This is a genomic window from Streptomyces sp. NPDC101234, from assembly GCF_044767525.1.
GTDB classification, from domain to species: Bacteria; Actinomycetota; Actinomycetes; order Streptomycetales; family Streptomycetaceae; genus Streptomyces; species Streptomyces sasae.
Genome location: NZ_JBIWOA010000048.1, coordinates 54,947 through 81,090 on the forward strand (window position 1 = coordinate 54,947; position 26,144 = coordinate 81,090).

At 70.0% G+C, this 26,144-nt stretch carries 19 protein-coding genes and 1 other RNA gene; 10 read left to right on the top strand and 10 right to left on the bottom strand.

What is annotated here, in order from left to right; genetic code table 11:
• Window positions 1-165 precede the first annotated feature (165 nt).
• The 4 genes from ACIRR9_RS49215 to ACIRR9_RS49230 all read left to right on the top strand — a co-directional run bounded on the left by ACIRR9_RS49215 (window position 166) and on the right by ACIRR9_RS49230 (window position 5,657).
• The gene (locus ACIRR9_RS49215; RefSeq protein ID WP_403766476.1) at window positions 166-1,890 is read left to right on the top strand and encodes a serine/threonine-protein kinase; all 1,725 of its coding nucleotides are present in this window, start codon (window positions 166-168) and stop codon (window positions 1,888-1,890) included.
• A 111-nt stretch (window positions 1,891-2,001) separates the two neighbouring features.
• Complete coding sequence (locus ACIRR9_RS49220; protein WP_384556009.1) at window positions 2,002-3,228, top strand: serine/threonine-protein kinase; 1,227 nt, start codon at window positions 2,002-2,004, stop codon at window positions 3,226-3,228.
• A 392-nt stretch (window positions 3,229-3,620) separates the two neighbouring features.
• A complete protein-coding gene (gene prfB / locus ACIRR9_RS49225) occupies window positions 3,621-4,727 on the top strand; it encodes a peptide chain release factor 2 (RefSeq protein WP_403766480.1) in 1,107 nt (368 codons plus the stop codon).
• A gap of 318 nt (window positions 4,728-5,045) precedes the next feature.
• Window positions 5,046-5,657, top strand: a complete 612-nt coding sequence (locus ACIRR9_RS49230; protein WP_403766483.1) for a hypothetical protein — start codon at window positions 5,046-5,048, stop codon at window positions 5,655-5,657.
• A gap of 95 nt (window positions 5,658-5,752) precedes the next feature.
• On the opposite strand, the gene ACIRR9_RS49235 is transcribed toward ACIRR9_RS49230, so the two are convergent.
• Window positions 5,753-5,944 (bottom strand): hypothetical protein, encoded by a 192-nt coding sequence (locus ACIRR9_RS49235; RefSeq protein WP_046729173.1) that lies wholly within the window; start codon window positions 5,942-5,944, stop codon window positions 5,753-5,755.
• Window positions 5,945-6,191: 247 nt separating this feature from the next.
• On the opposite strand from ACIRR9_RS49235, the gene ftsE reads away from it, so the two are divergent.
• From ftsE to ssrA, 5 genes are all read left to right on the top strand, one after another.
• Window positions 6,192-6,881, top strand: coding sequence for a cell division ATP-binding protein FtsE (gene ftsE / locus ACIRR9_RS49240; RefSeq protein WP_059203505.1), 690 nt, complete (start codon window positions 6,192-6,194; stop codon window positions 6,879-6,881).
• 62 nt (window positions 6,882-6,943) lie between these two features.
• Window positions 6,944-7,864: a permease-like cell division protein FtsX gene (ftsX, locus tag ACIRR9_RS49245; RefSeq protein ID WP_123976567.1), complete on the top strand. Its 921-nt coding sequence runs from the start codon at window positions 6,944-6,946 to the stop codon at window positions 7,862-7,864.
• Window positions 7,865-7,931: 67 nt separating this feature from the next.
• Entirely contained in the window at window positions 7,932-9,101 is a 1,170-nt protein-coding gene (locus tag ACIRR9_RS49250) for a S41 family peptidase (RefSeq protein WP_365347112.1), read from the top strand.
• A 68-nt stretch (window positions 9,102-9,169) separates the two neighbouring features.
• Window positions 9,170-9,712: an SsrA-binding protein SmpB gene (smpB, locus tag ACIRR9_RS49255; protein WP_403766489.1), complete on the top strand. Its 543-nt coding sequence runs from the start codon at window positions 9,170-9,172 to the stop codon at window positions 9,710-9,712.
• A 111-nt stretch (window positions 9,713-9,823) separates the two neighbouring features.
• Window positions 9,824-10,211, top strand: a transfer-messenger RNA (tmRNA) gene (gene ssrA, locus ACIRR9_RS49260).
• A 654-nt stretch (window positions 10,212-10,865) separates the two neighbouring features.
• Here the strand turns inward: ssrA and ACIRR9_RS49265 are convergent.
• The 6 genes from ACIRR9_RS49265 to ACIRR9_RS49290 form a co-directional block, all read right to left on the bottom strand.
• A complete protein-coding gene (locus tag ACIRR9_RS49265) occupies window positions 10,866-11,876 on the bottom strand; it encodes a LacI family DNA-binding transcriptional regulator (RefSeq protein WP_403766492.1) in 1,011 nt (336 codons plus the stop codon).
• Complete coding sequence (gene yicI / locus ACIRR9_RS49270; protein ID WP_403766495.1) at window positions 11,876-14,128, bottom strand: alpha-xylosidase; 2,253 nt, start codon at window positions 14,126-14,128, stop codon at window positions 11,876-11,878. The genes ACIRR9_RS49265 and yicI overlap by 1 nt, the downstream gene beginning before the upstream one ends.
• Before the next feature lie 11 nt (window positions 14,129-14,139).
• Entirely contained in the window at window positions 14,140-14,970 is an 831-nt protein-coding gene (locus tag ACIRR9_RS49275; RefSeq protein WP_403766498.1) for a carbohydrate ABC transporter permease, read from the bottom strand.
• On the bottom strand, window positions 14,967-15,854 hold the full coding sequence (locus ACIRR9_RS49280; RefSeq protein ID WP_403766500.1) for a carbohydrate ABC transporter permease: 888 nt from the start codon (window positions 15,852-15,854) through the stop codon (window positions 14,967-14,969). The genes ACIRR9_RS49275 and ACIRR9_RS49280 overlap by 4 nt, the downstream gene beginning before the upstream one ends.
• Complete coding sequence (locus ACIRR9_RS49285; protein ID WP_403766503.1) at window positions 15,851-17,164, bottom strand: ABC transporter substrate-binding protein; 1,314 nt, start codon at window positions 17,162-17,164, stop codon at window positions 15,851-15,853. Before ACIRR9_RS49285 ends, ACIRR9_RS49280 begins: the two co-directional genes overlap by 4 nt.
• A 109-nt stretch (window positions 17,165-17,273) precedes the next feature.
• On the bottom strand, window positions 17,274-18,689 hold the full coding sequence (locus ACIRR9_RS49290; protein WP_403766506.1) for an MFS transporter: 1,416 nt from the start codon (window positions 18,687-18,689) through the stop codon (window positions 17,274-17,276).
• 84 nt (window positions 18,690-18,773) lie between these two features.
• Here ACIRR9_RS49290 and ACIRR9_RS49295 point away from each other — a divergent pair, with 84 nt between their 5' ends.
• The gene (locus tag ACIRR9_RS49295; protein WP_403766508.1) at window positions 18,774-19,745 is read left to right on the top strand and encodes a LysR family transcriptional regulator; all 972 of its coding nucleotides are present in this window, start codon (window positions 18,774-18,776) and stop codon (window positions 19,743-19,745) included.
• Between the two features lie 1,049 nt (window positions 19,746-20,794).
• Here the strand turns inward: ACIRR9_RS49295 and ACIRR9_RS49300 are convergent.
• The 3 genes from ACIRR9_RS49300 to ACIRR9_RS49310 form a co-directional block, all read right to left on the bottom strand.
• Entirely contained in the window at window positions 20,795-21,208 is a 414-nt protein-coding gene (locus ACIRR9_RS49300; protein WP_403766511.1) for a hypothetical protein, read from the bottom strand.
• Between the two features lie 294 nt (window positions 21,209-21,502).
• The gene (locus tag ACIRR9_RS49305; protein ID WP_403766514.1) at window positions 21,503-21,970 is read right to left on the bottom strand and encodes a hypothetical protein; all 468 of its coding nucleotides are present in this window, start codon (window positions 21,968-21,970) and stop codon (window positions 21,503-21,505) included.
• A 23-nt stretch (window positions 21,971-21,993) separates the two neighbouring features.
• On the bottom strand, window positions 21,994-26,144 hold a 4,151-nt coding region (locus ACIRR9_RS49310; RefSeq protein ID WP_403766517.1), incomplete at its 5' end, for an RHS repeat-associated core domain-containing protein.

Sequence of the window (26,144 nt, forward strand, 5' to 3'; positions counted from 1 at the left end):
GCGTACGGGAACGCCTACGTATGGGGATACGTCCGGAACGCTTACCGGCTGCCTACCGGGCAGGGGAAAGCACAGCCGGACGAAAACCCGGTGCCGGGCATCACGGCACTACAGTGGGTCGGACACAGGGTCGGACCCACCAGCAAGCAACAGGGAGTGCATGACGTGCGGCCGGTAGGCAGCAAGTACCTCCTGGAGGAGCCGCTCGGACGCGGCGCCACCGGTACCGTCTGGCGTGCCCGCCAGCGGGAGACCGCGGGCGCCGAGGCGGCCGTGCCCGGCCAGCCCGGCGAGACCGTCGCGATCAAGGTCCTCAAGGAAGAGCTCGCGAACGACGCCGACATCGTGATGCGCTTCCTGCGGGAGCGCTCCGTGCTGCTCCGGCTGACCCACCCGAACATCGTCCGGGTCCGTGACCTGGTCGTCGAGGGTGATCTGCTGGCCCTGGTGATGGACCTCGTCGACGGCCCCGACCTGCACCGCTACCTGCGCGAGAACGGCCCCCTCACGCCCGTCGCCGCCGCGCTGCTGACCGCCCAGGTCGCCGACGCGCTCGCCGCCAGCCACGCCGACGGCGTCGTGCACCGCGACCTGAAGCCCGCCAACGTGCTGCTCCAGCAGTACAACGGCCAGATGCACCCGATGCTGACCGACTTCGGCATCGCCCGCCTCGCCGACTCCCCGGGTCTGACCCGCACCCACGAGTTCGTCGGCACGCCCGCGTACATCGCCCCGGAGTCCGCCGAGGGCCGCCCGCAGACCGGCGCCGTCGACATCTACGGCGCGGGCATCCTGCTGTACGAGCTGGTCACCGGCCGCCCGCCGTTCTCCGGCGGCAGCGCCCTGGAGGTCCTGCACCAGCACCTCAGCGCCGAGCCCCGCCGCCCCTCGACCGTCCCCGACCCGCTGTGGACGGTCATAGAGCGCTGCCTGCGCAAGAACCCCGCCGAACGCCCCAGCGCCGAGAACCTCGCGCGCGGCCTGCGCGTCGTCGCCGAGGGCGTCGGCGTGCACGCGAACTCCGCGCAGATCGCGGCGGCCGAGGGCGTCGGCGCACTGCTGGCCCCCGACCCGGCGTCGCCGGCCGTACCGGGCGCGGCCGACCCGACCCAGGTGCTGCCGAACACGGGCGCGCCGATGGGGGCGCCGATGGGGACGTACGACCCGAACGCGGCGACCAGCTTCCTGCCGCACACCGGCGGGCCGGCGGGCGCCGCCGACCCGACCGCCGTACTGCCGAACACGGGCGCGGCCGATCCGACGGCCGTCATGCCGCCGATGCCCCAGGGACAGCCGGGCCAGCAGCAGCCGGAACAGCCGCACCCCTGGCAGACCCAGCTCCGCGCGGCCCGCGACCGCAACGAGCAGACGCAGGTCCAGTACCTCGACCCGGGCGAGGACCCGCTGCGCCGCCGTCCCCAGCGGCAGGTGGCCCGCCCGCAGCAGCAGCCGCCGCGCCAGGCCCCGCAGCAGCAGCCGGTACGCCGGCCGCAGCCGCGCGGGCAGGGCGGCCAGGGTGGATACGGCCAGCAGCAGCCCGCGGGGTACGGCCACCAGCCGCAGCAGCAGTACGCCCCGCCGCAGCAGCCGCAGCAGCGCTACGCGCCCCCGGCCGAGCCGCAGCGGGCCCCCCGCGAGCCGCGGGAGCCACGGGAGCCGCGGGAGCCACGCCGGCGCAGCGCCAACCCGATGAAGATCCCCGGACTCGGCTGCCTCAAGGGCTGCCTGTTCCTGATCGTCATCGTGTTCGTCGCGGGCTGGCTGATCTGGGACCTGACGCCGGTGCACACCTGGGTGGGGCAGGGCGAGGGCTACTGGAGCCAGCTGAAGGACTGGACGAAGTCGATCGGCAGCTTCATCAACAGCGTGGGCAGCGGCTCCGGCAACTGACCGCGACTCTGGGGATTTGTCGACATCTGGCGGGTGATTTCCGCCTCCGGGGTGAAGGTTGGCTCTTCGGACGCGTACTTTTATCGGCAACACGCGTCGGTAGGAGCAGTCTTGGCACGGAAGATCGGCAGCCGGTACACCGCGAACCAGATCCTGGGGCGGGGCAGCGCCGGCACGGTGTGGCTGGGCGAGGGACCGGACGGGCCCGTCGCCATCAAGCTGCTGCGTGAGGACCTCGCCTCCGACGAGGAGCTGGTGGGCCGCTTCGTGCAGGAGCGCACGGCCCTGCTCGGTCTCGAACACCCCAACGTCGTGTCCGTCCGCGACCTGGTCGTCGACGGCAACGACCTGGCCCTCGTCATGGACCTGGTCCGGGGCACCGATCTGCGCACCCGCCTCGAACGGGAGCGGCGGCTGGCGCCCGAGGCGGCGGTGGCGATCGTCGCGGACATCGCGGACGGGCTGGCTGCGGCGCACGCGGCGGGCGTGGTGCACCGGGACGTGAAGCCGGAGAACGTCCTCCTGGACATGCAGGGCCCGCTGGGCCCCGGCGGCTCCCACCCCGCCCTCCTGACCGACTTCGGGGTGGCGAAGCTGATCGACTCCCCGAAGCGGACCCGGGCCACGAAGATCATCGGTACCCCGGACTATCTCGCCCCCGAGATCGTCGAGGGCCTGCCGCCCCGCGCGTCGGTGGACATCTACGCGCTCGCTACGGTCCTGTACGAGCTTCTCGCGGGCTTCACCCCCTTCGGCGGCGGCCACCCGGGAGCGGTGCTGCGCCGCCATGTGACCGAGACCGTCGTCCCGCTCCCCGGGATCCCCGAGGAGCTCTGGCAGCTGCTCGTCCAGTGCCTGGCGAAGGCGCCGGCCTCCCGGCTGCGCGCGTCCGAGCTGGCCGCGCGGCTGCGGGAGCAGCTGCCGATGCTGGCGGGGATGCCACCGCTGGATGTCGACGAGCCGGAGACGGAGGCGGCGGAGGAGACCGAGGAGGCGGCCGCCGCCCCGGCGGCGGAGGAGCAGCGGGTACGGCGACGGGGGGCCGTCTCCCTGGTGCCGGGCGCGAAGCCGGACTCCAACCGGGACACGCATACGTCGATGAGGGTGCCGGCGCCGGACGAGCTGGCGGGCGGCGCGCGGGGTACGGCGCGGGTGCCCAGGGCGGCGGGGGCGCCGCGGCCGGGGTCGGCGCGGCACCGTGTCGCGGCGCGGCGACGGAGGGTCACGTTCGCGGTGGCGGGCGTGGCGGTGGCGGCGGTGGTGGGTGTCGGCGCGTGGCTGGCATCGTCCGGCGACGACTCCCCTCCCCAGGAGACACACAGCACATCGACGCCGTGACCTGCCGGCGGCTCCGCCGCCCTTTTTCCCACCCGCCCACCCGACTCGGCAGGCCACAGAGCCCCCGCCACGGGGCTCCGCCCCGGACCCCGAGGCGAAGCGGGGCCTGAGGCCGGTGGGGCGTGTGGGGAGGCGGGGCCTGGGCTTCGTGGGGTGTGCGGGGATGTGGGATGCGAGCCCGGTGGGGTGTGTGTGGCGGCGGGAGCCAAAGGTGCGATGTGCCCCGGAGCGGGATCCGAGCCCCCCGCCCCTACCCCCTGCGGCCGTCTCGTCTTCGCGCTCGCCCCTTCCCCTGTCGAGTCGGGTGGGTGGGCGGGCGAGGCCGGTCGGCGGAGGCGGCAGGGCGAGGCCCGTCGGCCATCCTCGGTTGGCGGAGCCGTTACGCTGGAGGCGTGGCAGTCGTCGATGTATCCGAAGAGCTCAAGTCCCTCTCCTCGACCATGGAGTCGATCGAGGCCGTTCTGGACCTCGACAAGCTGAGGGCAGACATCGCCGTGCTCGAGGAGCAGGCGGCCGCGCCGTCCCTGTGGGACAACCCGGACGAGGCGCAGAAGATCACCAGCAAGCTGAGCCACCTGCAGGCCGAGGTCAGGAAGGCCGAGGCGCTGCGCGGGCGGATCGACGATCTTTCCGTGCTCTTCGAGATGGCCGAGGAGGAGGACGACCCGGACACCCGCGCCGAGGCCGAGTCCGAGCTCGCCGCCGTCAAGAAGGCGCTGGACGAGATGGAGGTCCGGACGCTGCTCAGCGGGGAGTACGACTCCCGCGAGGCGCTCGTCAACATCCGCGCCGAGGCCGGTGGCGTCGACGCCGCCGACTTCGCCGAGAAGCTGCAGCGGATGTACCTGCGCTGGGCGGAGCAGAAGGGCTACAAGACCGAGCTCATCGAGACGTCGTACGCGGAAGAGGCCGGCATCAAGTCGACCACCTTCGCCGTGCAGGTGCCGTACGCCTACGGGACGCTCTCCGTCGAGCAGGGCACGCACCGCCTCGTGCGGATCTCGCCCTACGACAACCAGGGCCGCCGCCAGACCTCCTTCGCGGGCGTCGAGATCCTCCCCGTGGTCGAGCAGACCGACCACATCGAGATCGACGAGTCCGAGCTCCGGGTGGACGTCTACCGGTCGTCCGGTCCCGGCGGCCAGGGCGTCAACACCACCGACTCCGCGGTGCGCCTCACCCACATCCCCACCGGCATCGTCGTCTCCTGCCAGAACGAGCGGTCGCAGATCCAGAACAAGGCGACCGCGATGAACGTCCTCCAGGCCAAGCTCCTCGAGCGGCGCCGGCAGGAGGAACAGGCCAAGATGGACGCCCTCAAGGGCGACGGCGGCAACTCCTGGGGCAACCAGATGCGGTCGTACGTGCTGCACCCGTACCAGATGGTCAAGGACCTGCGGACCGAGTACGAGGTGGGCAACCCCGAGGCCGTGTTCAACGGCGAGATCGACGGCTTCCTGGAGGCCGGAATTCGCTGGCGCAAGCAGCAGGAGAAGTAACTTTGTCGACTTGCCCACGGCGAGTCGGCCGACCGTGAACTGCCGCCCCTGTGGCGGCAGTTCTCGTTTGTCCGGCTAATGCCTGGGTTTTACGTCACACTCACACACTTCAACTCCCGGCATTCGACGCGCAACCGGACATGGCGCGCGCAACGGCCTTGACGTTGCTTTGAAAAATGGGAAGGGTGAAGCGTGGCATGCGTATCTCTGGGGCGCATGTGAACCGGGGGACTTGGCACCGCCTTTACCGCCCCCGTCGATCACCGCCGGCCCCATGCGCCCGCTCATTGACTATCAGCTACTGGGGGTAGCAACCAGATGACCAAGAAGACGCGGATCCGGGTCGCGCGGATAGCCGCCGGTGTCGTGATCGCCGCCGGTGCCTCGCTGACCGCCGCCGGCGCGGCCTCCGCCCTCTCCATCGGCGTCGAGGCCGACGAGACCGGCGTGCACGCGAACGTCGACCTCGACGGCACCGATTCGCCCAGCCCGAGCGACACCGGGATCCCGACCGGCCCGGCCAGCAGCGAGCCGGCCAGCACGCCGCCGTCCAGCGAGCCGCCGACCAGCTCGGCGCCGTCCGAGTCGAGCGAGCCCTCGGACGAGCCCACCCAGCCGACCGGCGAGCCCACCGAGCCCACGGACGAGCCGACCGGCGGCAGCACCAGCACCAGCGGTAGCGGCAGCACCGGTGACGGCAACAACACCGGCACCGACGGCAACTCCGGCACCTCCGCCCAGGAGGAGGGCACCTCGGCCCTCACCGACACCGGCTCCTCGAACACCAAGGCCCAGGGCGGCCAGCTCGCCGAGACCGGTGCCGGGCAGACCGCCTTCCTGATCATCGGCGCTGCCACGATGATCGCCGGCGGTGTCGGCTTCCGTGTGCTGCCCCGCCTCATGGGCGGCAACGGCGGCGCCGCGGCCTGACGGTAGCCGCGCGCTCGCGGAGCGTGTGCGCGATGTACGGCGAAGGGCCCGGAGCCGTGGCTCCGGGCCCTTCGGCCATGCTTGTGTGAGTTTCGCTACGCGGTCTGGTGCGCCAGCAGCGCCACCGCGGCGATCAGCACCGCCAGCAGCCCGATCAGCGCCATCGGGTTCAGACCGCCGAGGAAACTCTCCTGCTGAAGACGCTCGCGGTTGGCACGGCACACGGGGCACCGGCCTTCGTTCACGGGCGCCGCACAGTTCGCGCACACCAACCGGTCGTACGTCATGTGCTCGCCCTCCTTGCACCGGCCATTACCTACACAACGCTCCGCGGAACGAGAACGTTCCCCTCCCACTGTGCCAGGTTCCCCCGGAAAGGGCGCGGCCGTCCGGGTACCTCGCCCGGGCAGTCCGAAGACTCTGTCCCGGAACAAAACCGCACAAGCCTCACCCAACCGTGACTGGCGACTGCGCTTCCTCACCCGGTTCGCGTATGGTCACGCTCATCTACCCCCGGCGACCCGTGGTGCATCCGTGATCCGATTCGACAATGTCTCCAAGGTCTACCCCAAGCAGACCCACCCCGCACTCAGGGATGTCTCCCTGGAAGTGGAGAAGGGTGAGTTCGTCTTCCTCGTGGGATCCTCCGGCTCCGGAAAGTCCACCTTCCTGCGGCTGATCCTCCGCGAGGAGCGGTGCAGCCACGGTCAGGTGCACGTCCTCGGCAAGGACCTCGCCCGTCTCTCCAACTGGAAGGTGCCGCAGATGCGCCGCCAGCTGGGGACGGTCTTCCAGGACTTCCGCCTGCTGCCCAACAAGACGGTCGCGGAGAACGTGGCCTTCGCGCAGGAGGTCATCGGCAAGTCCAAGGGCGAGATCCGCAAGTCCGTGCCCCAGGTCCTCGACCTCGTCGGGCTCGGCGGCAAGGAGGACCGCAGACCCGGCGAGCTCTCCGGTGGTGAGCAGCAGCGCGTGGCCATCGCCCGTGCCTTCGTGAACCGCCCCAAGCTGCTGATCGCGGACGAGCCGACGGGCAACCTCGACCCGCAGACCTCGGTCGGCATCATGAAGCTCCTCGACCGCATCAACCGCACCGGCACCACCGTGGTGATGGCGACCCACGACCAGAACATCGTGGACCAGATGCGCAAGCGCGTCATCGAGTTGGAGAAGGGCCGCCTCGTCCGAGACCAGGCCCGCGGCGTCTACGGCTACCAGCACTGACTCCGGCTCCGACGCAACCCACGCGCCCCGCGCTCCACGACGGAAAGGCATAACCCGACGCCATGCGCGCCTCGTTCGTAATGTCGGAGATCGGAGTCGGTCTCCGCCGCAATCTGACGATGACCTTCGCGGTCGTCGTCTCGGTCGCCCTGTCCCTGGCGCTCTTCGGTGGCTCGCTCCTGATGAGCGACCAGGTCAACACCATGAAGGGCTACTGGTACGACAAGGTCAACGTCTCGATCTTCCTGTGCAACAAGAGCGACGCCCAGTCGGACCCCAACTGCGCCAAGGGTGCGGTCACCGAGGACCAGAAGAAGCAGATCCTCGCCGACCTCGACAAGATGACCGCGGTCGTCCAGAAGGTCACCTACGAGTCGCAGGACGAGGCGTACAAGCACTACAAGGAGCAGTTCGGCGACTCGCCGCTGGCCGACTCCCTCACGCCGGACCAGATGCAGGAGTCGTACCGGATCAAGCTCAAGGACCCGGAGAAGTACCAGGTCGTGGCGACGGCCTTCAACGGCCGCGACGGCGTGCAGTCCGTCCAGGACCAGAAGGGCATCCTGGACAACCTCTTCGGCCTGCTCAACGGCATGAACTGGGCCGCCCGGATGGTCATGGCGCTGATGCTGGTCGTCGCCCTGATGCTGATCGTCAACACCGTGCGCGTCTCCGCGTTCAGCCGTAGGCGGGAGACCGGCATCATGCGCCTGGTCGGCGCCTCCGGTTTCTACATCCAGGCCCCGTTCATCGCGGAGGCCGCTGTCGCCGGCCTGATCGGCGGCACGGTCGCCTGCGGATTCCTGGTGATCGCCCGCTACTTCATCATCGACCACGGCCTGGACCTGTCCCACAAGCTGAACCTGATCAACTTCATCGGCTGGGACGCGGTGTTGACGAAGCTCCCGCTCATCCTGGCGACGAGCCTCCTGATGCCGGCGCTGGCAGCGTTTTTCGCGCTGCGCAAGTACCTCAAGGTGTGACGCATGCCAAGAGGGCCGTACGGGCAACCGCCCGTGCGGCCCTTTTCGTTGTCCTAGACTCACCGGCATGTCAGGCCCTGAGCTGTTCTGTCAGCCCCGCCGGGTTCGCCGTGGGGCGGCTCTGACGTTGGTCTTCGCAGGGCTGTTGGTGACCGGCGCGGCCACCGGGGCGTTTCCCGACCCGGGGCAGCCCGGCCGGAAGACACCGACCGGAGCCGCCCGTCCGGCCGCCGGGCGCGCGGATGTCGCCAAGGCCGCCGCCGAGGCCATGGCCGACGGCACGTCCCCCATGGAGGCGGCGGAACGGGCCGTCAGCCGCAGCGGGGACCGCTGGGCCGCGGTCTACTCCGAGGGCGAGTACCAGGAGTTCGAGGAAGCGCTCGACGGCGAGTACACCGGCGTCGGGCTGTGGGCCCGGCGGGAGCGGGACGGCCGGATCGAGGTGACCAAGGTGCAGTCCGGGTCGCCGGCGGCCGCCGCCGGGGTCCGCAAGGGCGACCGGCTGCGCAGTGTGGACGGGGCGGACGTCGACGGGCGGCCCGTCACCGACGTCGTCTCATTACTGCGCGGTGACGCCACCGACGCCCGTGTCGGTACGACCGTCACCCTCGGCCTCCAGCGCGGCACGCGCGCGTGGAGCGAGACAGTGCGCAGGGCGCTGCTGTCCACCGACTCGGTGACCGTGCGCAAGCTGGCCGCCGGTATCACCGTCATCAGGATCTCCGCCTTCACCAAGGGCTCCGGGGACCTGGTACGCAACGCCGTACGCCAGGCCCCAGCCGACGCCGGGATCGTCCTGGATCTGCGCGGCAACTCCGGCGGCCTGGTCACCGAGGCCGTCACCGCCGCCTCCGCCTTCCTGGACGGCGGTCTGGTCGCCACCTACGACGTGCACGGCGTCCAGCGCTCCCTGCACGCCGAGCCCGGCGGCGACACCGCAAGACCGCTGGTCGCGCTCGTCGACGGCGGCACCATGAGCGCGGCCGAGATGCTCACCGGCGCCCTCCAGGACCGCGGCCGCGCGGTCGTCCTCGGCTCCCGCACCTTCGGCAAGGGCTCCATCCAGATGCCCACCCGCCTCCCCGACGGCTCGGTTGCCGAGCTCACCGTCGGCCACTACCGCACCCCCTCGGGCCATATCGTCGACGGCCGGGGCATCACCCCCGACCTGGAGGTGTCCTCCGCGGCGCTGGAGCGGGCGGAGACGGTCCTCAGCGGCCTGGGCGATCCGTCGTGACCCCCGCATAACCGCTTCCCTCGCACCCCCTCCGTAGTGCGAAAATGGACGGCACTATGGCCAAGGGAATGTACGTACCGAAAGAGTCCCAGCAGAAGCAGCAGGGGACGGCCGCCAAAGCCAGGGACGGCGAGAAGGGCGGCAAGCGCAAGATCGTCGCGCAGAACAAGAAGGCGCGGCACGACTACGCGATCATCGACACCTACGAGGCTGGGCTCGTGCTGTCCGGCACCGAGGTGAAGTCGCTGCGCGAGGGACGGAGCTCGCTGACCGACGGCTTCGTCCAGATCGACCGGGGTGAGGCGTGGCTGCACAACGCCCACATCCCCGAGTACCACCAGGGCAGCTGGACCAATCACTCCGCGCGCCGCAAGCGCAAGCTGCTGCTGCACCGGGAGGAGATCGACAAGCTGGAGGCCAAGGTCCAGGAGACCGGACACACGATCGTGCCTCTCGCGCTGTACTTCAAGGACGGCCGCGCCAAGGCCGAGATCGCCCTCGCCCGAGGCAAGAAGGAGTACGACAAGCGACAGACCCTGCGGGAGCAGCAGGACCGGCGGGAGTCGGACCGCGCTGTCGCGGCGGCGAAGCGCAGGCAGCGGGGCGCGTAGGGCGGGACACCGCCGGAATACGGTGGCAGCGTCGCTCGTTGTTAACGTACGATGGCACTGCACCCCACAGCGGGTGCGCACCCTCCCCGGAGGGGTTTGAAAACACAACATGGGGATGATCGGTTTCGACAGCGGCTGTCGAAGCAGGTGAAGCGTGTCGAGGAAGCGGCAATGATCTCGTTAACCATATGTCGCAACCAATAATCGCCAATTCCAAGAGCGATTCCCGCGCCTTCGCCCTCGCTGCCTAAATAAGCAGTGAGTGAAGGCCCTAACGGGTGTCAGACCGGGGATGTTCCCGACCCGGATCCTGGCATAATCTAGGGGACTAAACCATTCGGCCCGGTCGCGGGGTCGGATGGGAAACCAAACAGTGACTGGGCCCGTCGGCGACTTGTTCGCGTGATTGCCGGGGCCGAGAAAATCACAGCGAACTGCACACGGAGAAGCCCTGATTCTGCACCGTTGGACGCGGGTTCGATTCCCGCCATCTCCACGATCAGAGGAGCCCAGCTCCTCCATCCCATGTGGGCAAAGGCCCCGGCGCTCAGCAGAGCACCGGGGCCTTTGTCATGCCCGAAGGGCCCATTCACTCGTCCGGGCGGCTCTCACGGATTCCGTCCCAGCAGCCCCGTCGGCTTCATTAGCGTTTGCCCCGTGACGCGCTCTATGGGCGCGTCCTCCCTTCACTCCGGGTCCCGTCCCCTCGGGACCCGGCCCGACGAGAGCGGCCCCGGGGCTCTGACAGGCCGCCTCACGTCGAAGGGAGGACGCCTCCACATGGGCTCGCACGAGGAGCGGAAACCGACTCTCGTCATGCGGCTGATCCGGCTTCTGCCGGAACGAGCGGCGAGGCACGCGAGGAGGTGGCTGCTCTGGTGGCTCACCAGGTAGCCGGATATCCCCACAGGGCCTGGGGACATCCGACGGGCTCCTAGTGAGCCGGGGCCCCGCTTGGAGTTGACGCTCCGAGTGGGGCCCACCTTCTCTGGCGGCTCAGCAGCTGGCCGGATGTCCCCATCAGAGCTGGGGACATCCGACAGGCTCCTGATGAGCCTGGGCCACCGTCCGGATTTCTCGGTCCGGGCGGGGACCCTCCTCGTCTCCAAGTACAGCACAGCGGCCCCCCGCACGGCATCAGGACCGGTGACCGTCACGCTAATCGGGGAGCCGTGCTCTCACGTTCGGTCAGTCTCGGCGCCAGCAGCGTCGCCTCCAGTACCTCCCCGTCCCCGCTCAGCTTCCGCATCAGCAACTCCGCCGCCCGCTCCCCGAGTTCCGCGGCCGGCAGCGCCACCGAGGTGACCGGGACGCGCAGCCCCGCCGCCAGTTCGTCCGGGCAGATCGCGGTGACCGAGAGGTCGGTCGGGACGCGCAGGCCGAGTTGCTCGAAGGCGTCGATCAGCGGCTCCAGGGCCGCCTCGTTGTGGACGACGACCCCCGTCAACGCCGGTTGCTCGCGGAGCAGTTGCTCGGCGACCCGGCGCGCCCCCGCCGGGGTCGCCGCGCACGGGTGGACGGAGGACGCCATCCCGTTGCGGTCGGCGGCGGCCGTGAAGCCCTGGACCACCCGCTGGGCGAACGCGGTCTCCCGGACGTACACCTCCGGCGGCGACCCGACCAGCGCGACCACCCGGTGCCCGAGCCCCGCCAGCCGCTCCACGCACAGCTCCCCGGCCGCCCGGAAGTCCAGATCGACGCAGGTCAGGCCCTCGGCGGCGGCCGGGAAGCCGATCAGCACCGACGGCCGCTCCAGCGCGCGCAGCAGCGGCAGCCGAGGGTCGTGGAGCTGCACGTCCATCACGATCAGGGCGTCCACCAGCGCCGTGTCGGCGACCCGGTGCAGCCCCTCCTCGCCCTCCTCCTGGGTCAGGAGCAGCACGTCATGGTCGTAGCGGCGGGCCGTCGTCACCACCGACACCGCGAACTGCATCACCACCGGGATGTGGATGCCGGTGCGCAGCGGGATCACCAGGGCGAGGACGTTGGAGCGGCTGCTGGCCAGGGCGCGGGCGCCGGCGTGCGGACGGTAGCCCAGTTCGCGGATGGACGCCTGGATACGGCGCCGGGTCTCGTCCGAGATGGGGCGCTTGCCGCTGAGCGCGTAGGACACCGTGCTGGGGGAGACCCCGGCATGCCGGGCCACATCCGTGATCTTCACCATCAGCCCAGCTCCAGGGAGAGGAACCCGGTCCCGGCGTCCGCTCGCGTGATCCGCTCGCCGGCCGCCAGGTTCCAGGGCGCCGCCGGATCACTGCACGAGGCCCGCAGGGTGTCCCCTTCGCGTACGACGGTGAAGGTGACGTCTCCGACCGGGACCGTGACCTGCGCGCCGCGCTCCAGACCGTACGCCCGCAGGGTCACCCCGTCGGCATGGTCGTAGTCGGGCCGGTCGGCCACCGCGCCGACCGGGATCACCGTGCCGGGCCGCACCAGCAGCGGCAGGCTCAGGAAGTCGTGACGCTCGCGGACCCAGCGGGGCCCGGTGACCGTCTCCCCGGTCAGGAAGTGGGTCCAGGTGCCCTCGGGGCAGTAGTACGTCACCTGCCCCTTGTCGTCGAACACCGGCGCCACCAGCAGATCCGCCCCCACCATGTACTGCCGCTCCAGATGCGCGCACCCCGGATCGTCCGGGAACTCCAGCACCATCGCCCGCATCATCGGCAGCCCCTCCGCGGAGGCGGTGCGCGCGGCCTCGTACAGGTACGGCATCAGGCTCAGCTTCAGCCGGGTGAAGTGCCGCAGCACGTCCACCGACTCCTCGTCGAACAGCCACGGCACCCGGTACGACGACGAACCGTGCAGCCGGCTGTGCGAGGACAGCAGCCCGAAGGCCAGCCACCGCTTGAACAGCGCCGGGGACGGCGTGCCCTCGAAGCCGCCGATGTCATGGCTCCAGTACCCGAACCCGGACAGGCCGAGCGACAGCCCACCGCGCAGCGACTCGGCCATCGACTCGTACGTGGCCTCGCAGTCACCGCCCCAGTGCACGGGGAACTTCTGGCTCCCGGCCGTCGCGGACCGGGCGAAGACGACCGCCTCGCCCTCGCCCCGGTGCTTGCGGAGCACCTCGAAGACGGTCCGGTTGTACAGGTAGGTGTAGTAGTTGTGCATCCGCTCCGGGTCGGAGCCGTCGAACCAGGCCACATCCACCGGCACCCGTTCCCCGAAGTCGGTCTTGAAGCAGTCGACCCCCTGGGCGAGCAGCGCCGCCAGCTTGGCCGCGTACCAGTCACGAGCCGCCGGGGACGTGAAGTCCACCAGCGCCATCCCCGGCTGCCACAGGTCCCACTGCCACACGCTCCCGTCCGGTCGCCGCAGCAGGTGTCCCAGCTCCTTCCCCTCGGCGAACAGCGGCGACCGCTGCGCGATGTACGGGTTGATCCACACGCACACCCGCAGCCCGCGCTCGTGCAGCCGCCCCAGCATGCCCTCGGGATCCGGGAACACCCGCGGATCCCACCGGAAGTCGCACCAGTTGAACTCCCGCATCCAGAAACAGTCGAAGTGGAAGACGGAGAGCGGGAGTTCGCGCTCCCTCATGCCGTCGATGAAGGACGTCACCGTCTTCTCGTCGTACGAGGTCGTGAAGGAGGTGGAGAGCCACAGTCCGAAGGACCAGGCGGGCGGCAGGGCCGGGCGGCCGGTCAGGGCCGTGTACTTGCGCAGGATGTCCTTCGGGGTGGGGCCGTGGATGACGTAGTACGTCAACTGCTGCGACTCCACGCTGAACTGGACCCGCGACACCGCCTCCGAGCCGACCTCGAACGACACCTTCCCCGGGTGGTCGACGAAGACGCCGTACCCGGCATCGGTGAGGTAGAACGGCACGTTCTTGTAGGCCTGTTCGGTGGCCGTGCCGCCGTCGGCGTTCCAGATGTCGACGACCTGGCCGTTCCTGACGAGCGGGCCGAAGCGTTCGCCGAGGCCGTAGACCGAGGTCCCGACGCCGAGGCCCAGTTGCTCCCGCAGATAGTGGGCGCCGGTCGCGGTGTCCCGCATGATGCCCATGCCCTTGGGGCCGCTGGAGGTCAGGACGCGGCCACCGGAGAGGAAGTCCAGCCGCCAGGGCGCGGTCCGGCTCAGCCGCAGCGTCAGCGAGCCGGAGACCAGGGTGGCGTACTCGTCGTCGTACGCCACCTGGGACACGAAGTCGGCCTTGCCGAGCTCGAAGTGCGGGCCGCGCGGCTGCTCGCCCTCGAAGTGGGTGAAGGTGACGCCGATGACGTCGGGCATCGGGGTGTGCGCGCTGATCGTCAGGACCGGTCCCTTCAGCAGGTCGCCGCGGTGGCGGATGGGCTGGGTCGGTGCGTGGATCTCCAGCGCGCCCTCCGCCGCGTCGACGTCGAGGACCTCGACCGGATGGGCCGCGGTGACGCCCTCGCGCAGCAGCCAGTAGCCGTCGGTGAACTTCACTCACGTACCCCCTACTTGACGGCGCCCACGGCGATGCCCCGGGTGAGCGTGCGCTGGAAGACGAGGAAGAAGACGATGGCCGGGAGCACGCCGAGCAGGGCGGCCGCATTGGTCATCGTGGCGTCCATCAGACGCTGGCCCTGGAGGACGCCGAGGGCGACGGAGACCGTCTGGTTGTCGTTGGAGATCAGCATGACCAGCGGGAGCAGGAACTCGTTCCAGGTCCAGATGAAGAAGAAGACCAGGAGCACGCCCAGGGTCGGACGGCTGACCGGGACGACGATCCGGACCAGGATCTGCCACTTGTTCGCGCCGTCGATCCGGGCCGCCTCGATGATCTCGCGCGGGAACTGCCCGAGGACGGCGGAGAGCAGATACGTCCCGAACGCCGACTGGATCACCGTGAACACGATGATCACGCTGAGCCGGGTGTCGTAGAGGCCCGCCTGCTTGCTCAGGTAGTACAGCGGGTAGACCAGCGCCTCCTGCGGCAGCATGTTGGCGAGGACGAAGAAGGCCAGCACCCAGGTGCGGCCCCTGATCCGGCCGATGCCGATCGCGTAGGCGTTGAGGACGGAGAGGACGGTGGCGAGCAGCGCCACCGAGCCGCTGATGAGGGTGGAGTTGACGAGCTTCCGGGTGAAGTCGACGCGTTGCCAGAAGTCCTTGAGGCCGTCGAGGTAGACGCCGTGGGGCAGGCTCAGCGGGCCGTTCTGCGAGTACTCCGCCGGGGATTTCACCGCGTTGACCGCCACGATCAGGAACGGGACGACCATGAAGAGGGCGGCGAGGCAGAGGGCGAGGAGAACCGGGTAGCGGCGCAGGGCGGTCGGACGGGTCATACGGCCTCCGCGCGGTTCTGCAGTTTCAGGCCGAGCACGGCCAGGGCCAGGATGATGACCGTGAGGACCGTGGAGATCGCCGAGCCGTAGCCGACCTGGGTCTTCTCGAAGAACGTGGTGAAGGAGAAGTAGGAGGGGACGTCGGTGGCGCCGCCGGGGCCGCCCTTCGTCAGGACGTACACCGCGCCGAAGACCTTCAGCGCGGCGATCGTGCACCAGGTCAGGACGACGTACACCTCCGGACGGATCTGCGGCAGCGTGATGTGCCGGAAGCGGCGCCACCAGCCGGCGCCGTCCAGCTCGGCCGCCTCGTACAGCTGGGGGTCCACGCGGCCGAGCCCGGCCATGAAGACGACCAGCGGGAAGCCGAGCTGGACCCAGACCAGTACGCCCATGACGGTGTAGAGCGCGAGGTCCGGGTCGCCGAGCCAGTCCTGCTGCCACGAGCCGAGTCCGACGGCCTTGAGCAGGGCGTTGAGGGAGCCGTTGTCCGGGGCCAGGATCCAGCTCCAGACGATGCCGGCCACCGCGACCGGTAGCACCTGGGGGAGGTAGAAGCAGGCGCGCAGGACCGCGGCGATCCGGGTGCCGAAGTGCTTGCCGATGTAGTCGAACAGGGCGGCGGCCAGGACCAGTCCGAGCGCCGTCGGGAGCACCGCCATCGCGACGACCATGAAGAGGCTGTGCCGGAACGACGCCCAGAACTCCGTATCGTGCAGCAGCTCACGGTAGTTGGCGAGCCCGGACCACTTCGGGCTGCCCACGCCCTGCCAGTCGGTGAGGCTCACGCCCGTGTTCATCAGGAACGGGACGATGACGACGGCGAGGAAGGCGAGGACGCCGGGGAGGAGGAAGAGGGCGTACGAGTCGCGGCGCACCCTCACTTGGTGCCCTTGTCGTACGCCGACTGGAGGTTGCTCAGATAGGCGTCCGGTTTCTCGCTACCGGTGATCAGCTTCTGGGTCTCGGAGACGAGGGTGTCGTAGAAGCCGGCGACCGGCCAGTCCGGGTAGAAGGCGAGTCCGTCGCGCTTGCTGACGGTGTTGAAATTGGCGATGAGTTCCTTGGACTTGGGGTCGGTGATCGCGCTCGCGTCGGCGGCGACCGGAACTCCGCCCTTGTTGCCGAGCAGGTTCTGGATCTTCTTCGACATGGTGATGTCGATGAAGTCGTAGGCGAGGTCCTTGTTCCCGGAGTTCTTCGGTACGACCCAGAGGTTGCCGCCGGAGCCGAGGGTGAGGTCGGAGCCGGGGAACAGGAAGCTGCCCCAGTCGAACTTCGCCTCCGACTGGAAGCGGCCGTACCACCAGCTGCCGGAGAACAGGATCGGCGCCTTGCCCTGGATGAAGGAGACCCCGGCCTGCTCGGCGGTCGTACCGGAGGACGTCTTCGCGAGGTAGCCCTTCTTCACCCAGTCCGCGAAGGTGTCGGCCGCATACGACCAGGCGGTGTCATGGAAGTCGACCTTGCCCTTGTACAGCTCGTACTTGTCGACCCACGAGCGGTCGGCCTTCGACAGCGCCAGCTGGTACAGGTACTGCTGGGCCATGTACTCGGAGCCCGCGTCGGCCAGCGGGGTGACCTTGTTCTGGACGAACTTGTCCATGGCCGCCGTGAGTTCGTCGAACGTCTTCGGTTCGGCGATCCCGTACTTCTCGAACAGGTCCTTGTTGTAGTAGACCATCGTGTACTCGGCGTAGTTGGGCACTCCGTACCACTTGCCGGAGCCCATCACGCCGTCCGCGTCGTACCGGCTGGTGGTGCGCACCCCCGCGCTGAGCTTCTTGTCCCAGCCGCGCTTGGCCGCCTCGGCGGTCAGATCGGTGAGCAGGCCCTGCTTGGAGAGCAGTCCCGCCGTCGCGTTGCCCTTGTTGTACTCCATGATGTCGGGGGCGTCGGAGGAGTTGAGGACCATCTGCGCGGTCTTCTGGATCTGCTCGAAGCTCTTCTCCTCGTACTTCACCTTCACGCCCGGGTGGCTCGCCTCGAACTCCTTGATCGCCTCGTTCCAGGCCACGCCCATCGCGCTGTTCGGCCCCTCGTAGTGCCACAGCCGCAGTGTCTTCGCGTCGGACGTGCTGCCGCCCGAGCCGCCGCAGGAGGTGAGGAGCAGTGATCCGGCGAGGATCACCGCCGCGGCCGTCAGTCCCCGTATCCGCCCTGTTCGCCCTGTTCGCCTTCGTGCCGTCGACATCCAGTGCCTCCAAGGGAGTTGTGGATGGTGCTCGTCCCGCGTCGAATGGGTTCGACACCGGACGTCGAAGCGCTTCGACGATGGAAGGTAGGTGCGAGCTGTGAGGGCGTCAATGGGTGCGGCGGGAATTGAGGGAAGCGTTTCGACTGACAGTGTTGACCAGAAGGGCACCGGCAGCGTGGATCAGAAGGGCCGCGACGGCCGCGGCGACCGGGGTGGTGAAGGCGGCCGTCGGCGACAGGTGCTCCGCGGCCCAGCCGCCGAGCGCGGAGCCGCAGGCGATACCGGTCAGCAGGGCGGTGACGACGAGGCTCATCCCCTCGTTGAGGCGGCCCGCCGGGGTACGGTCCTGGACCAGGGTCATCGCGGTCACCATGGTCGGAGCGGTCGCCATACCGGCCGCGAGCAGGGCCGGGGCGAGTGCCCAGAGCGAGTCGAGGGTGCGGGCCGCGAGGAGGGGCAGGGACATCAGCACCGCCATCGCCGACAGGCACACAGGCAGCCGCCGTTCGGCCGGACCCGTCGGCCTGAGCGCCCCGTACGCCAGGCCCGCCACGCAGGAGCCGGCCGCCTGGAGAGCCAGCACGGCACCGGCCGCCGAGCGGTGCCCCTGGGCGTCCGCGTAGGCGATCGTCACCACCTCCATCGAACCGAACACCGCGCCGGTCGCGATGAAGCAGGCGAGGAGGGAGGAGATGCGCAGGGGCGTTCTCGTGGTGCCCCTGCTGTGGGTCGGTGGCTCGGTCGCCCGCTGGGCGGCGAACAGCAGCACACCGCACAGCAGCAGCACGGCACCGACGAGAGTGCCGGCCTCCGGGAAGAAGGTGCCGGTCAGGAAGGACGCGAGCACCGGGCCGAGCATGAAGGCGAGTTCGTCGGCGGCCTGTTCGAAGGAGTTCGCGGTGTGCAGGGCACCGGGGTCGTCGCGCAGCAGATGGGCCCAGCGGGCGCGGGACATGCCGCCGATGTTGGGGGTGGTCGCGGTGGCCGCGTAGGCGGCGAACAGGGTCCAGTCCGGGGCGCCGTAGCGGACGCAGAGCAGCAGGGCGAGGCTGCCGAGGACGGCGGTGACCGTGGCGGGTACGGCCACCCGGGCCTGCCCGTACCGGTCGACGAGCCGCGCGATCCACGGCCCGGCCAGCCCGGTGGCGGCGAGACCGGTCGCGGTGACGGCGCCGGCGAGGGCGTACGAGCCGCGCGCCCCGGCGATCATCACGACCGCGCTGACGCTGAACATGCCCATGGGGAGGCGGGCCAGCAGGTTCCCGGCGGTGAAGGCACGGGTGCCGGGGAGGGCGAAGAGACGGCGGTACGGGCCGGGCGGGCGGCGGTGGGGACTGGAGTGGTGGTGGTCGGGGCTGGAGTGGTGGTGGTCGGGACCGGAGGGGCGGTGGTCGGGGCTGGAGTGGTGGTGGTCGGGGCTGGCGCGGCGGCGGAAGCGAGGGCTGAAGTCGACGGTGACGAGGGAGTCCGCCGTGACGGTGTGGAGGAGTTTCGGAGAGGTCGGTTCGGTCGGTTGTGGCATGGACACCACCGTCGCCCGGGATGGATCAAGGGGTCCAACACCTGCTCGGCACCGATTCACTCACCCGTGTTGTAAGTTCGCGTGATGTCAGCGCCCACTCACCTCGACCCTCGCCTGCTGCGTGTCTTCGTGACCGTCGCCGAGGAGCTGCACTTCACCCGCGCCGCCGCCCGGCTGTACGTCGCCCAGCAGGCGCTGAGCCGTGATGTACGGCGGCTGGAGCGGGAGTTGGGGGCCGAGCTGTTCGTCCGGACCACCCGGCAGGTCACCCTGACCGCCGACGGCGCCCGGCTGCTGCCGTACGCCCGCCGGGTGCTGGCCGCCCAGGACGCGCTGCTCGCCGCGTTCGGGCAGGCCCGGCCGCTGCTGGTGGACCTCAACTCCCCGGGACTGTCGACCGGCCGCCGGGTGTTGCACCGCGCCCGCGAACTCGCCCCCGACTGCGAACTGATGGCCCGCTACGAGAGCGGCCTCACGGGAGCCGCGGCCGAACTCCTCGCCGGCCGTCTCGACGTGTCCTTCGGGCGCTTCGCGGGACTCGACCCGGCGCTGCGCTCCGGACTCGAACAACAGCCCGTACGGTTCGAACCCATGGCCGTAATTCTCCCCTCCGATCATCGGCTGGCGGCCCTGGAGGCCGTGCCGCTGACCGCGCTGGCGGGCGAGGCGGTGTACGCCGGTGCCGGCAACGAACGCACCCTGGAATGGACCGACCTGGCCTTTCATCTCTTCGAAGGGCGGGGCATCGCGGTCGCACCGCCCCTGCCGCTGGCCGTGGGGGAGGAGGAGTTCGAGCGCATCATGGCCAAGACCCGGAATCCGATCCTCGCGGTAGTGGGATTTCCGGCCATACCTGGGACGGTCGCACGGCCCCTGGTCGATCCGGTCCCCCTGTCACCCGTGTCCCTCGTGTGGCGAAAGGGGCTGGTCCATCCGGGAGTCGAAGCGCTGCGGCGGGCGGCCGCCGAGATCGGACGGGCGGAAGGGTGGCTTCAGAGGCCGGTCGACGGATGGATTCCAGCCAGTGATCAAGAGGTGATGGACGACCACAAATGACACATCGAGAACATGGCACCCCCTCGTGCGCTAGCTTCATGGCCCCGAGCGCGGAGAGCCGGAAGGGGGCGCTCGGAACCGGGTGGGGGCCAGGTTCCGACGGCGTGTGCTCGGGTTCGTCAGTGCGCCCGGAACGGTCCCGTGAGGGGATGTACGCGCGTGAAAAATTGGCGAGAAGAGACCCAACCGGAATTGCCCCAGGTCGCGCTGGACGGCCAGGACATTCCGGTGACCGGGGGAGACGAGCCGGGGGCCGACGCGGGTTCTGAGAACCGGCCGACGGCCGGCTCCCACTCCGCGCAGACGGAGTCATTGCACAGGCCGACCGACGGCTTCACACGAGCCGGGGGGCCGGGGAGAGTGGTCGAAGGGGGCGCGGAGGCCGGGGAGTTGCGGTGGCCTGTCGTCGGTGAGGCCGCGGAGGCCGAACTGCAGGGGTGGCCGGCCGGCGGGCGGCTTGCGGAGGCGGCCGAGGGGTCTGCGGCGGCTGAGGTGGTACGGGGTCCGGTCGATGGGGCTGCGGAGCCCGAGGAGTTACGGGGGCCGGTCGGTGGGCCCGTGCGGGGCGAGAAGCTGGGGTGGCCGGTCGTGGGTGGGGTCGGCGGGGCCAGTGGGCTGGCACGAGCCGGGGTGCTGGGGTGGCCGGCCGACGGGCGGACGAAGAGCGAGGGTCTGCGGCGGCCGGGCGACGGCCTCGCCGGGACCGGGTTGGCACCGCGCGGCGGCGGATCACTGCGAGATCCGTGGGGCGGCGGAGAGGCTTCGGTCCCTGTCCATGACGGCGGGTCTCCGGCTCCTGTCCGTGGCGGCGGGGCCGACACCTCCGTCCGTGCCGGCGAGGTCTCGCCCCCTGTTCATCTCCTTCATCACGAGGTGGTCGGCCAGGACGGCACCGGCGTTGGTGTCGGCGTCGATGTCGATGTCGATGTCGTACGGATGCGGCCCGGTGCCGGGTATGCCTCCGCCGCGCCCTCCGTCGCCGACGGGCCGGGGCGCCGCGGTCGCCGGTTCCGCAGGTTCGGGGCGGCCATCGGCTTCGCCTGCGCGGTCTACGCCGTCGTCATCGCCGTAACCCTGCTGTCCGGGAGGTCCGACGCGCCCTGGCTGCCGATGCCCGGGCGGCATGACGGCAGGCCGGCCGGTCGGGTCGACGACTCGCCGCGACCCGCGAAGTCCCCCCGGTCCCCGGGCAACGGCAACTCGGTGGCCGGCCCGGCCGCCCGCGCCGGTACGACCCCGTCGGCCGACGCCTCCTCCCGGGCGCCCCGGGCGGGAAAGAAGGGCGCCGCCGGGCCGAGCGCATCGGCGTCCGCGAAGCCGACGTCGTCCTCAGGGGCTTCGGGCTCCTCGCCGAACCCCGGGTCGTCGTCGGCGAACGCCTCGCCGACCTCGGTGTCACCCACCCCGGACACCCCGGCCTCACCCGCGTCGTCGGCCCCGGTTTCGCCCAGCGCCTCGGCCACCCCGACCGGGGGACCGGGCGCGTAGGGCGCGGCCCGGGTGTCGTTGCTCGCGCTGCCCTGCGCCGCCGCCCGCCCATGTGCCTGACGCGAAAGCCCTGACGGCGACAGATACCACAGCGTGGAGTGGCCCGGCTTGGACGATCACTGTTTGTCATCTGTCCGGTGGATGTGCCACATAGGACACGCCACTCGCACCGGGCTGTACCTGCACCTGGCTGACGAACTCGTTGTACTCGTCATCGCCTATCCTTTGGCCGGATGAGGGCGGGGAGCGTCGCATCGACGCCGGTCGGCTCAGTCGCCTCGTCCTCGGATGGCCCGCCAAGCGTCACCGACCGCGTCCTGGGAGCGCTGCCACCAGTACTCCAGCTTGTCGCGTACGGTCACGTACACCCACTGGCGTTTGAACCACGGCGGCAGATCCTGGAACGGCACGAAGGTCAACGTGTCCCTGATGGGGTTCTCGGCGACACCGCCGAGGCCTTCGGCCCGCAAGGCTGCGAACAGCTCCGGGGTCAGACCGCCGTTCAGTCGCGCCGCGTGCCCCGTCGCGATGAAGGCGTTCGTACGCTGGAGGCCGTCCGGCAACCGCATCGCCTTGACGATCCGAGGCGATACCGCCTCCAACGGACAGTGGAACGCGAGCCCGATCACCGCCGTACCGAGATGCGGTTCGCCGCGGTCGAACGCGGCGTCCCACTCCCCGGGATCGTCGAAGGCCAGCAGACCCTGGCCGTTCCGCCAGTCCCACTCGGACGCCATACTTGATCTTCCCCCTCCGCCCGTCACTTGTCGCACTTGGGCGGGAGCACCCGCTGCTTCTTCTTGTTGTCGATCATCCCGGCCCGCACAAGCCTGGTCAGATCGTTCTCCTTGACGCTCTTCGACGGGTACGAACCCTGCACGTGACCGTGGTAGATCTCCTTGATGATATTGCCGTCCTTGTCGGTGACGTAGTCGTGCCGGTCCAGGACCACGATCTCGTTGTTGGCGTGATCCACGCCGAGCCGCCGGAAGTCGGCCGGGTTGTTCGGGTCGCCCAGGTGGATGGACCGGTCCAGCGCGGCCTGACCGTTACTCGGGGCGCGGCTGACCTCGCCCTTGGCCGACGAGCTGCTGCCTGAACCGTGCTTGCTGTACGTCGAGTCGTCATACACGCGGACGGGCTCGGTACTCTCTCCCTCCAGACCCAGCGGGTCGCTCCAGCGCAGCGGGTTGTCCACGTACGCGTGGTGGTTCGGAGCAGGGACCAGTCCCAGCGGGTCGGGTGAGAGGAACTGCGCGGTGTCCGGGTCGTAGTACCGGGCCAGGTTGTAGTGCAGGCCTGTCTCGGAGTCACGGTACTGGCCGGGGAAGGCCAGTGGGCACAGGCCGCCGTCATCGGCCAGGGGCCGTCCCCACAGGCTGGTGGCGGCCCGCCAGACGATCGTGCCGTCCTCGCCCACGAGTTCGCTGGGCGTCCCCACCGAGTCGGTGACGATCGCGTAGAACTGCCTGCTGATCTCGTCCGGATCGACGGCATTGCGTCGCCCTCGCGTCTGCGCCGCCGCCCGGTGGGTACCCGGGTCCCAGTCCCACGTGTCGGTCTCCGCAACACCGTCCCGAAGCGTCTGCTGCTCCGCGAGGTTGGCTCCGTCCCAGGTGAAGAGGGTCTCGTCGGCTACCGAACCGTCCTCGTGTACCCGCCACTTGGCGGTACGTCGGCCGAGGACGTCGTAGCGGTACCGCCACACGCCCCTGTCGGGTGTCGCGGCCTCGGTGAGCCGGTCGTCGGCGTCCCAGGCGTAGGTCCAGATCCGCCGCAGCCCGGACAGCGTGCGCCGGATCATGCGGACCACGCGGCCCTGGTCGTCGTGCTCGTATGTGGTGCGGCCCGCCGACGTGACCTTCGTGCCGGAGCGACCCACCGGGCCTTGCGCGTCCTGTCCCCCGGCTCCGGGATGGTTCGCGGTGGTCAGGTTGCCGAGTTCGTCGTAGGCGTAGGTCTCGGTCCAGTTCGCGGCCGACACCCGGGTGATGCGGCCGACCCGGTCCAGGGCGAACTTCCGGGTGCCGGCCAGCCTGTCGTCGACCGAGGTGAGGTGTCCGTCGCCCCGGTAGGCATAAGAGCGGGCCTGCAGCACGGTGGCGACACCGGGGTCGGCCGCACCGGTCCCCGAGTGGATGATCTGCTCCACCAGACGGTGTCCGGCGTCCCAGGACTGGGTCAGCGTGGCGGCGTCAGCCAGCCCGCGGGCGGTCTCCCGGCCGGCCGCGTCATGGGTGAAGGTGAGCTCGCCTGCCGCGGTGACGAGCGAGACGGGCAGGCCCACGGAGTCGTACGACCACTGCGAGGTGGCGCCGGACGGAGTGGTCCGCAGTACCCTGCGGCCGAGAGGGTCGTATGCGCTGGTGACTGTGCGGGCGTCGACGCTTTCGGTGAGCACCCTGCCCACCGCGTCGTAGCCGAAAGCCACCACGCTGTCCGGGCCCGCGGCCTCGACCAGCCGGCCGGCCAGGTCGTAGCGCAGGGAGACGACGGCGCCGCCGCCCGTGCGGGCCTCCACCACGCGGCCGGCGGAGTCACGGGTCATCCGGACCGTCTGCCCGACGCCGTTCTTCCGCTCGGTCTGTCGACCGGTGGGATCGTGAACGTAGGCGAGCGTCCGGCCGTCGAAGTCCGTCTCGCCGACGAGCCGGCCCGCCGCGTCGTAGTGGTAGCTCCAGATGTCGCCGAGCGGATTGGTCACGCCGACCAGCCGTAGTTCGGCGTCGTGGGTGAAGCGGTAGAGGGTGCCGTCCGGATCGGTCCTGGTACTGGGGAGGTCGAACGCGCCGTACTCGAAGATGGTGGTGGCACCGCCGCGGTCACGGTGCTCGGTGAGGTTGCCCTGCGGGTCGTACGTCCACGTCTCCCGACCGCCGTCGGCGTGCTCCCGCCACAGCAGCCGGCCCTCCGGGCTCCATCCTTGGTGGAGGATCCCGCCGACGGCGTCGACGATCCGGACGACGCGGCCGAACGCGTTACGGTGCACGGTGACAGTGCTGCCGCGCGGGTCCACGACCCGGACCGGCAGCCCCGCCTCGTCGGTGTCGAAGCGGAAGGCGTTGCCGAGCGCGTCGGTCCGTGTCGTCCGGTGTCCGCGTCCGTCGTAGGTGTAGCGGCTCACCGCACCGAGCGGATCGGTGCTGGTGAGCAAGTTGCCCCGGTCGTCGTACGTGCACTCCCAGCGCGCTCCGTCGGCCTCCGTGATGGCGACCGGCAGACCTTCGTCGTTGTACGTCACCTTGATGACGGAGCCGTCCGGCTGGTCCATCCGGGTCGGCTGGCCGTGCGCGCCCACAGTGAGACCAGTGGTGCGGCCCAGCTGGTCGGTGCGGGCGAGCAGCCGTCCGAATCGGTCCCACTCGGAGAGCTCGGTGTGCCCGAGCGGGTCGGTCACGGCGACCAGTTGGTAGAGCTCGTTGTAGCGATACGTCGTGGTCTGGCCGAGCGCGTCCGTGTAGCGCGTCTCACGCGCTACGTCGTCGTACTCCACGGCGCAGGACAGGCTGCCGTCGGCACCCTCGCCCCGGACACAGCGGTCCAACCCGTCGTAGCGGAAGCAGTAGCGGTAGCCGTTGCGGTCGGTCCACGACGTGATGCGCCCGCGGGCGTCGTAGACGAGGCTCATGGGCAGCTCGCCCGAGTCGTGGATCCCGGTCAGGTCGCCGACGGAGTTGTAGCCGAAGCGCCGCAGGACTGTACCCCCAGGACCGTCCTCGGGATTGCGAAGGCGCAGACCGGTGACGCGTCCGCCGTCGGTGGTGTCGACGGACACGTACCGGCCGCCCGAGTCGCGTACGGCCACGGGTGTGCCTTCGGGATCGCGGTCGAAGTCGATCCGGTATCCGTTGCGGTCCGTCATCGCTGTGAGCAGAAGGGTGAACGGCTCGTCGATCGGTCCGGGCCGCTGCGGTGGGGCGAAATGGCGAGTGATGTCGGTGAGGGGGTCGGTGATCCGTACCGGGGTACTGGGACTGCCGTCCCAGTCCAGCGGCCACCGCGGCCCCTCTTCTGGCAGTACCGACGCCCCGGGTTCCGGCACGGGATAAACGAGGATCATGCCGTCCTCGGTGGCGAAGACGGCGCCTCGGTCGTCCAGTTCCAGGCGCTCGTCGAGCGTGCAGGCCCACGACGAGCCGAAGGAACGGCCCGCACGGTACGTGGACAGGTGGGTGCGCCGTAGGAGAAGCGGAAGCAGCCCGGGTAGCTCGACGTCGGTCTCGGCCATGTACATCTCGCCGGAGACCATGTCGATGGGGTCGCCGTTCAGGCACCGCCCCTTGCCCGGCTTGCTCTTGGCGAGCACATCGTCGGCCTCCTTGCGAAGCCCCTTCTTGCCAAGGCTCTCCGCCATGGCCTTGAGGCCGCCCTTGAAGACCTTCATCTCCTTCAGACCCTTGGCGAGCTTGCCGAGGCTGGTGATGCCCTTGCCGCCGGGTATGCAGTCCATGGCGGCGAACGCCACGTCCCACAGCGACGCTTGGCCCTTGGAGTATTTGTAGAGGGTGTCCGCGAGCACGACCAAGGCCGCCACCAGCACGATCGCGCCGAGGATCGGCCCGCCGATGATCATCGCGATGATCCCGACGACGGTGACGACGACCTTGCAGACGGTGACGATGGTGTCCCAGTTGTCCTCGAACCAGTGGCCGACATCCTGCCACCAGTGCCGGTTCGGGATCCCCGCGTCGGAGGCCTCGTCGATCTTCCGTTTCGCCTCGCCCGCCGCGTCGTCGCGCATCTTCCGGGCGTCCTCGGCCATCTTCTTCGCCGCGTCCAGCGCGCTCTGCGCGGACGTGACATCCGACTGGGCCTGGGTGTGGGCGGACTTGGCGCTCTGCACGTCCCGGGTGGCGGCCCGCACCTTCGCCTCGTCCGGCTTGTCGGCGTCCGACTTGCTGCCGGTGGGGT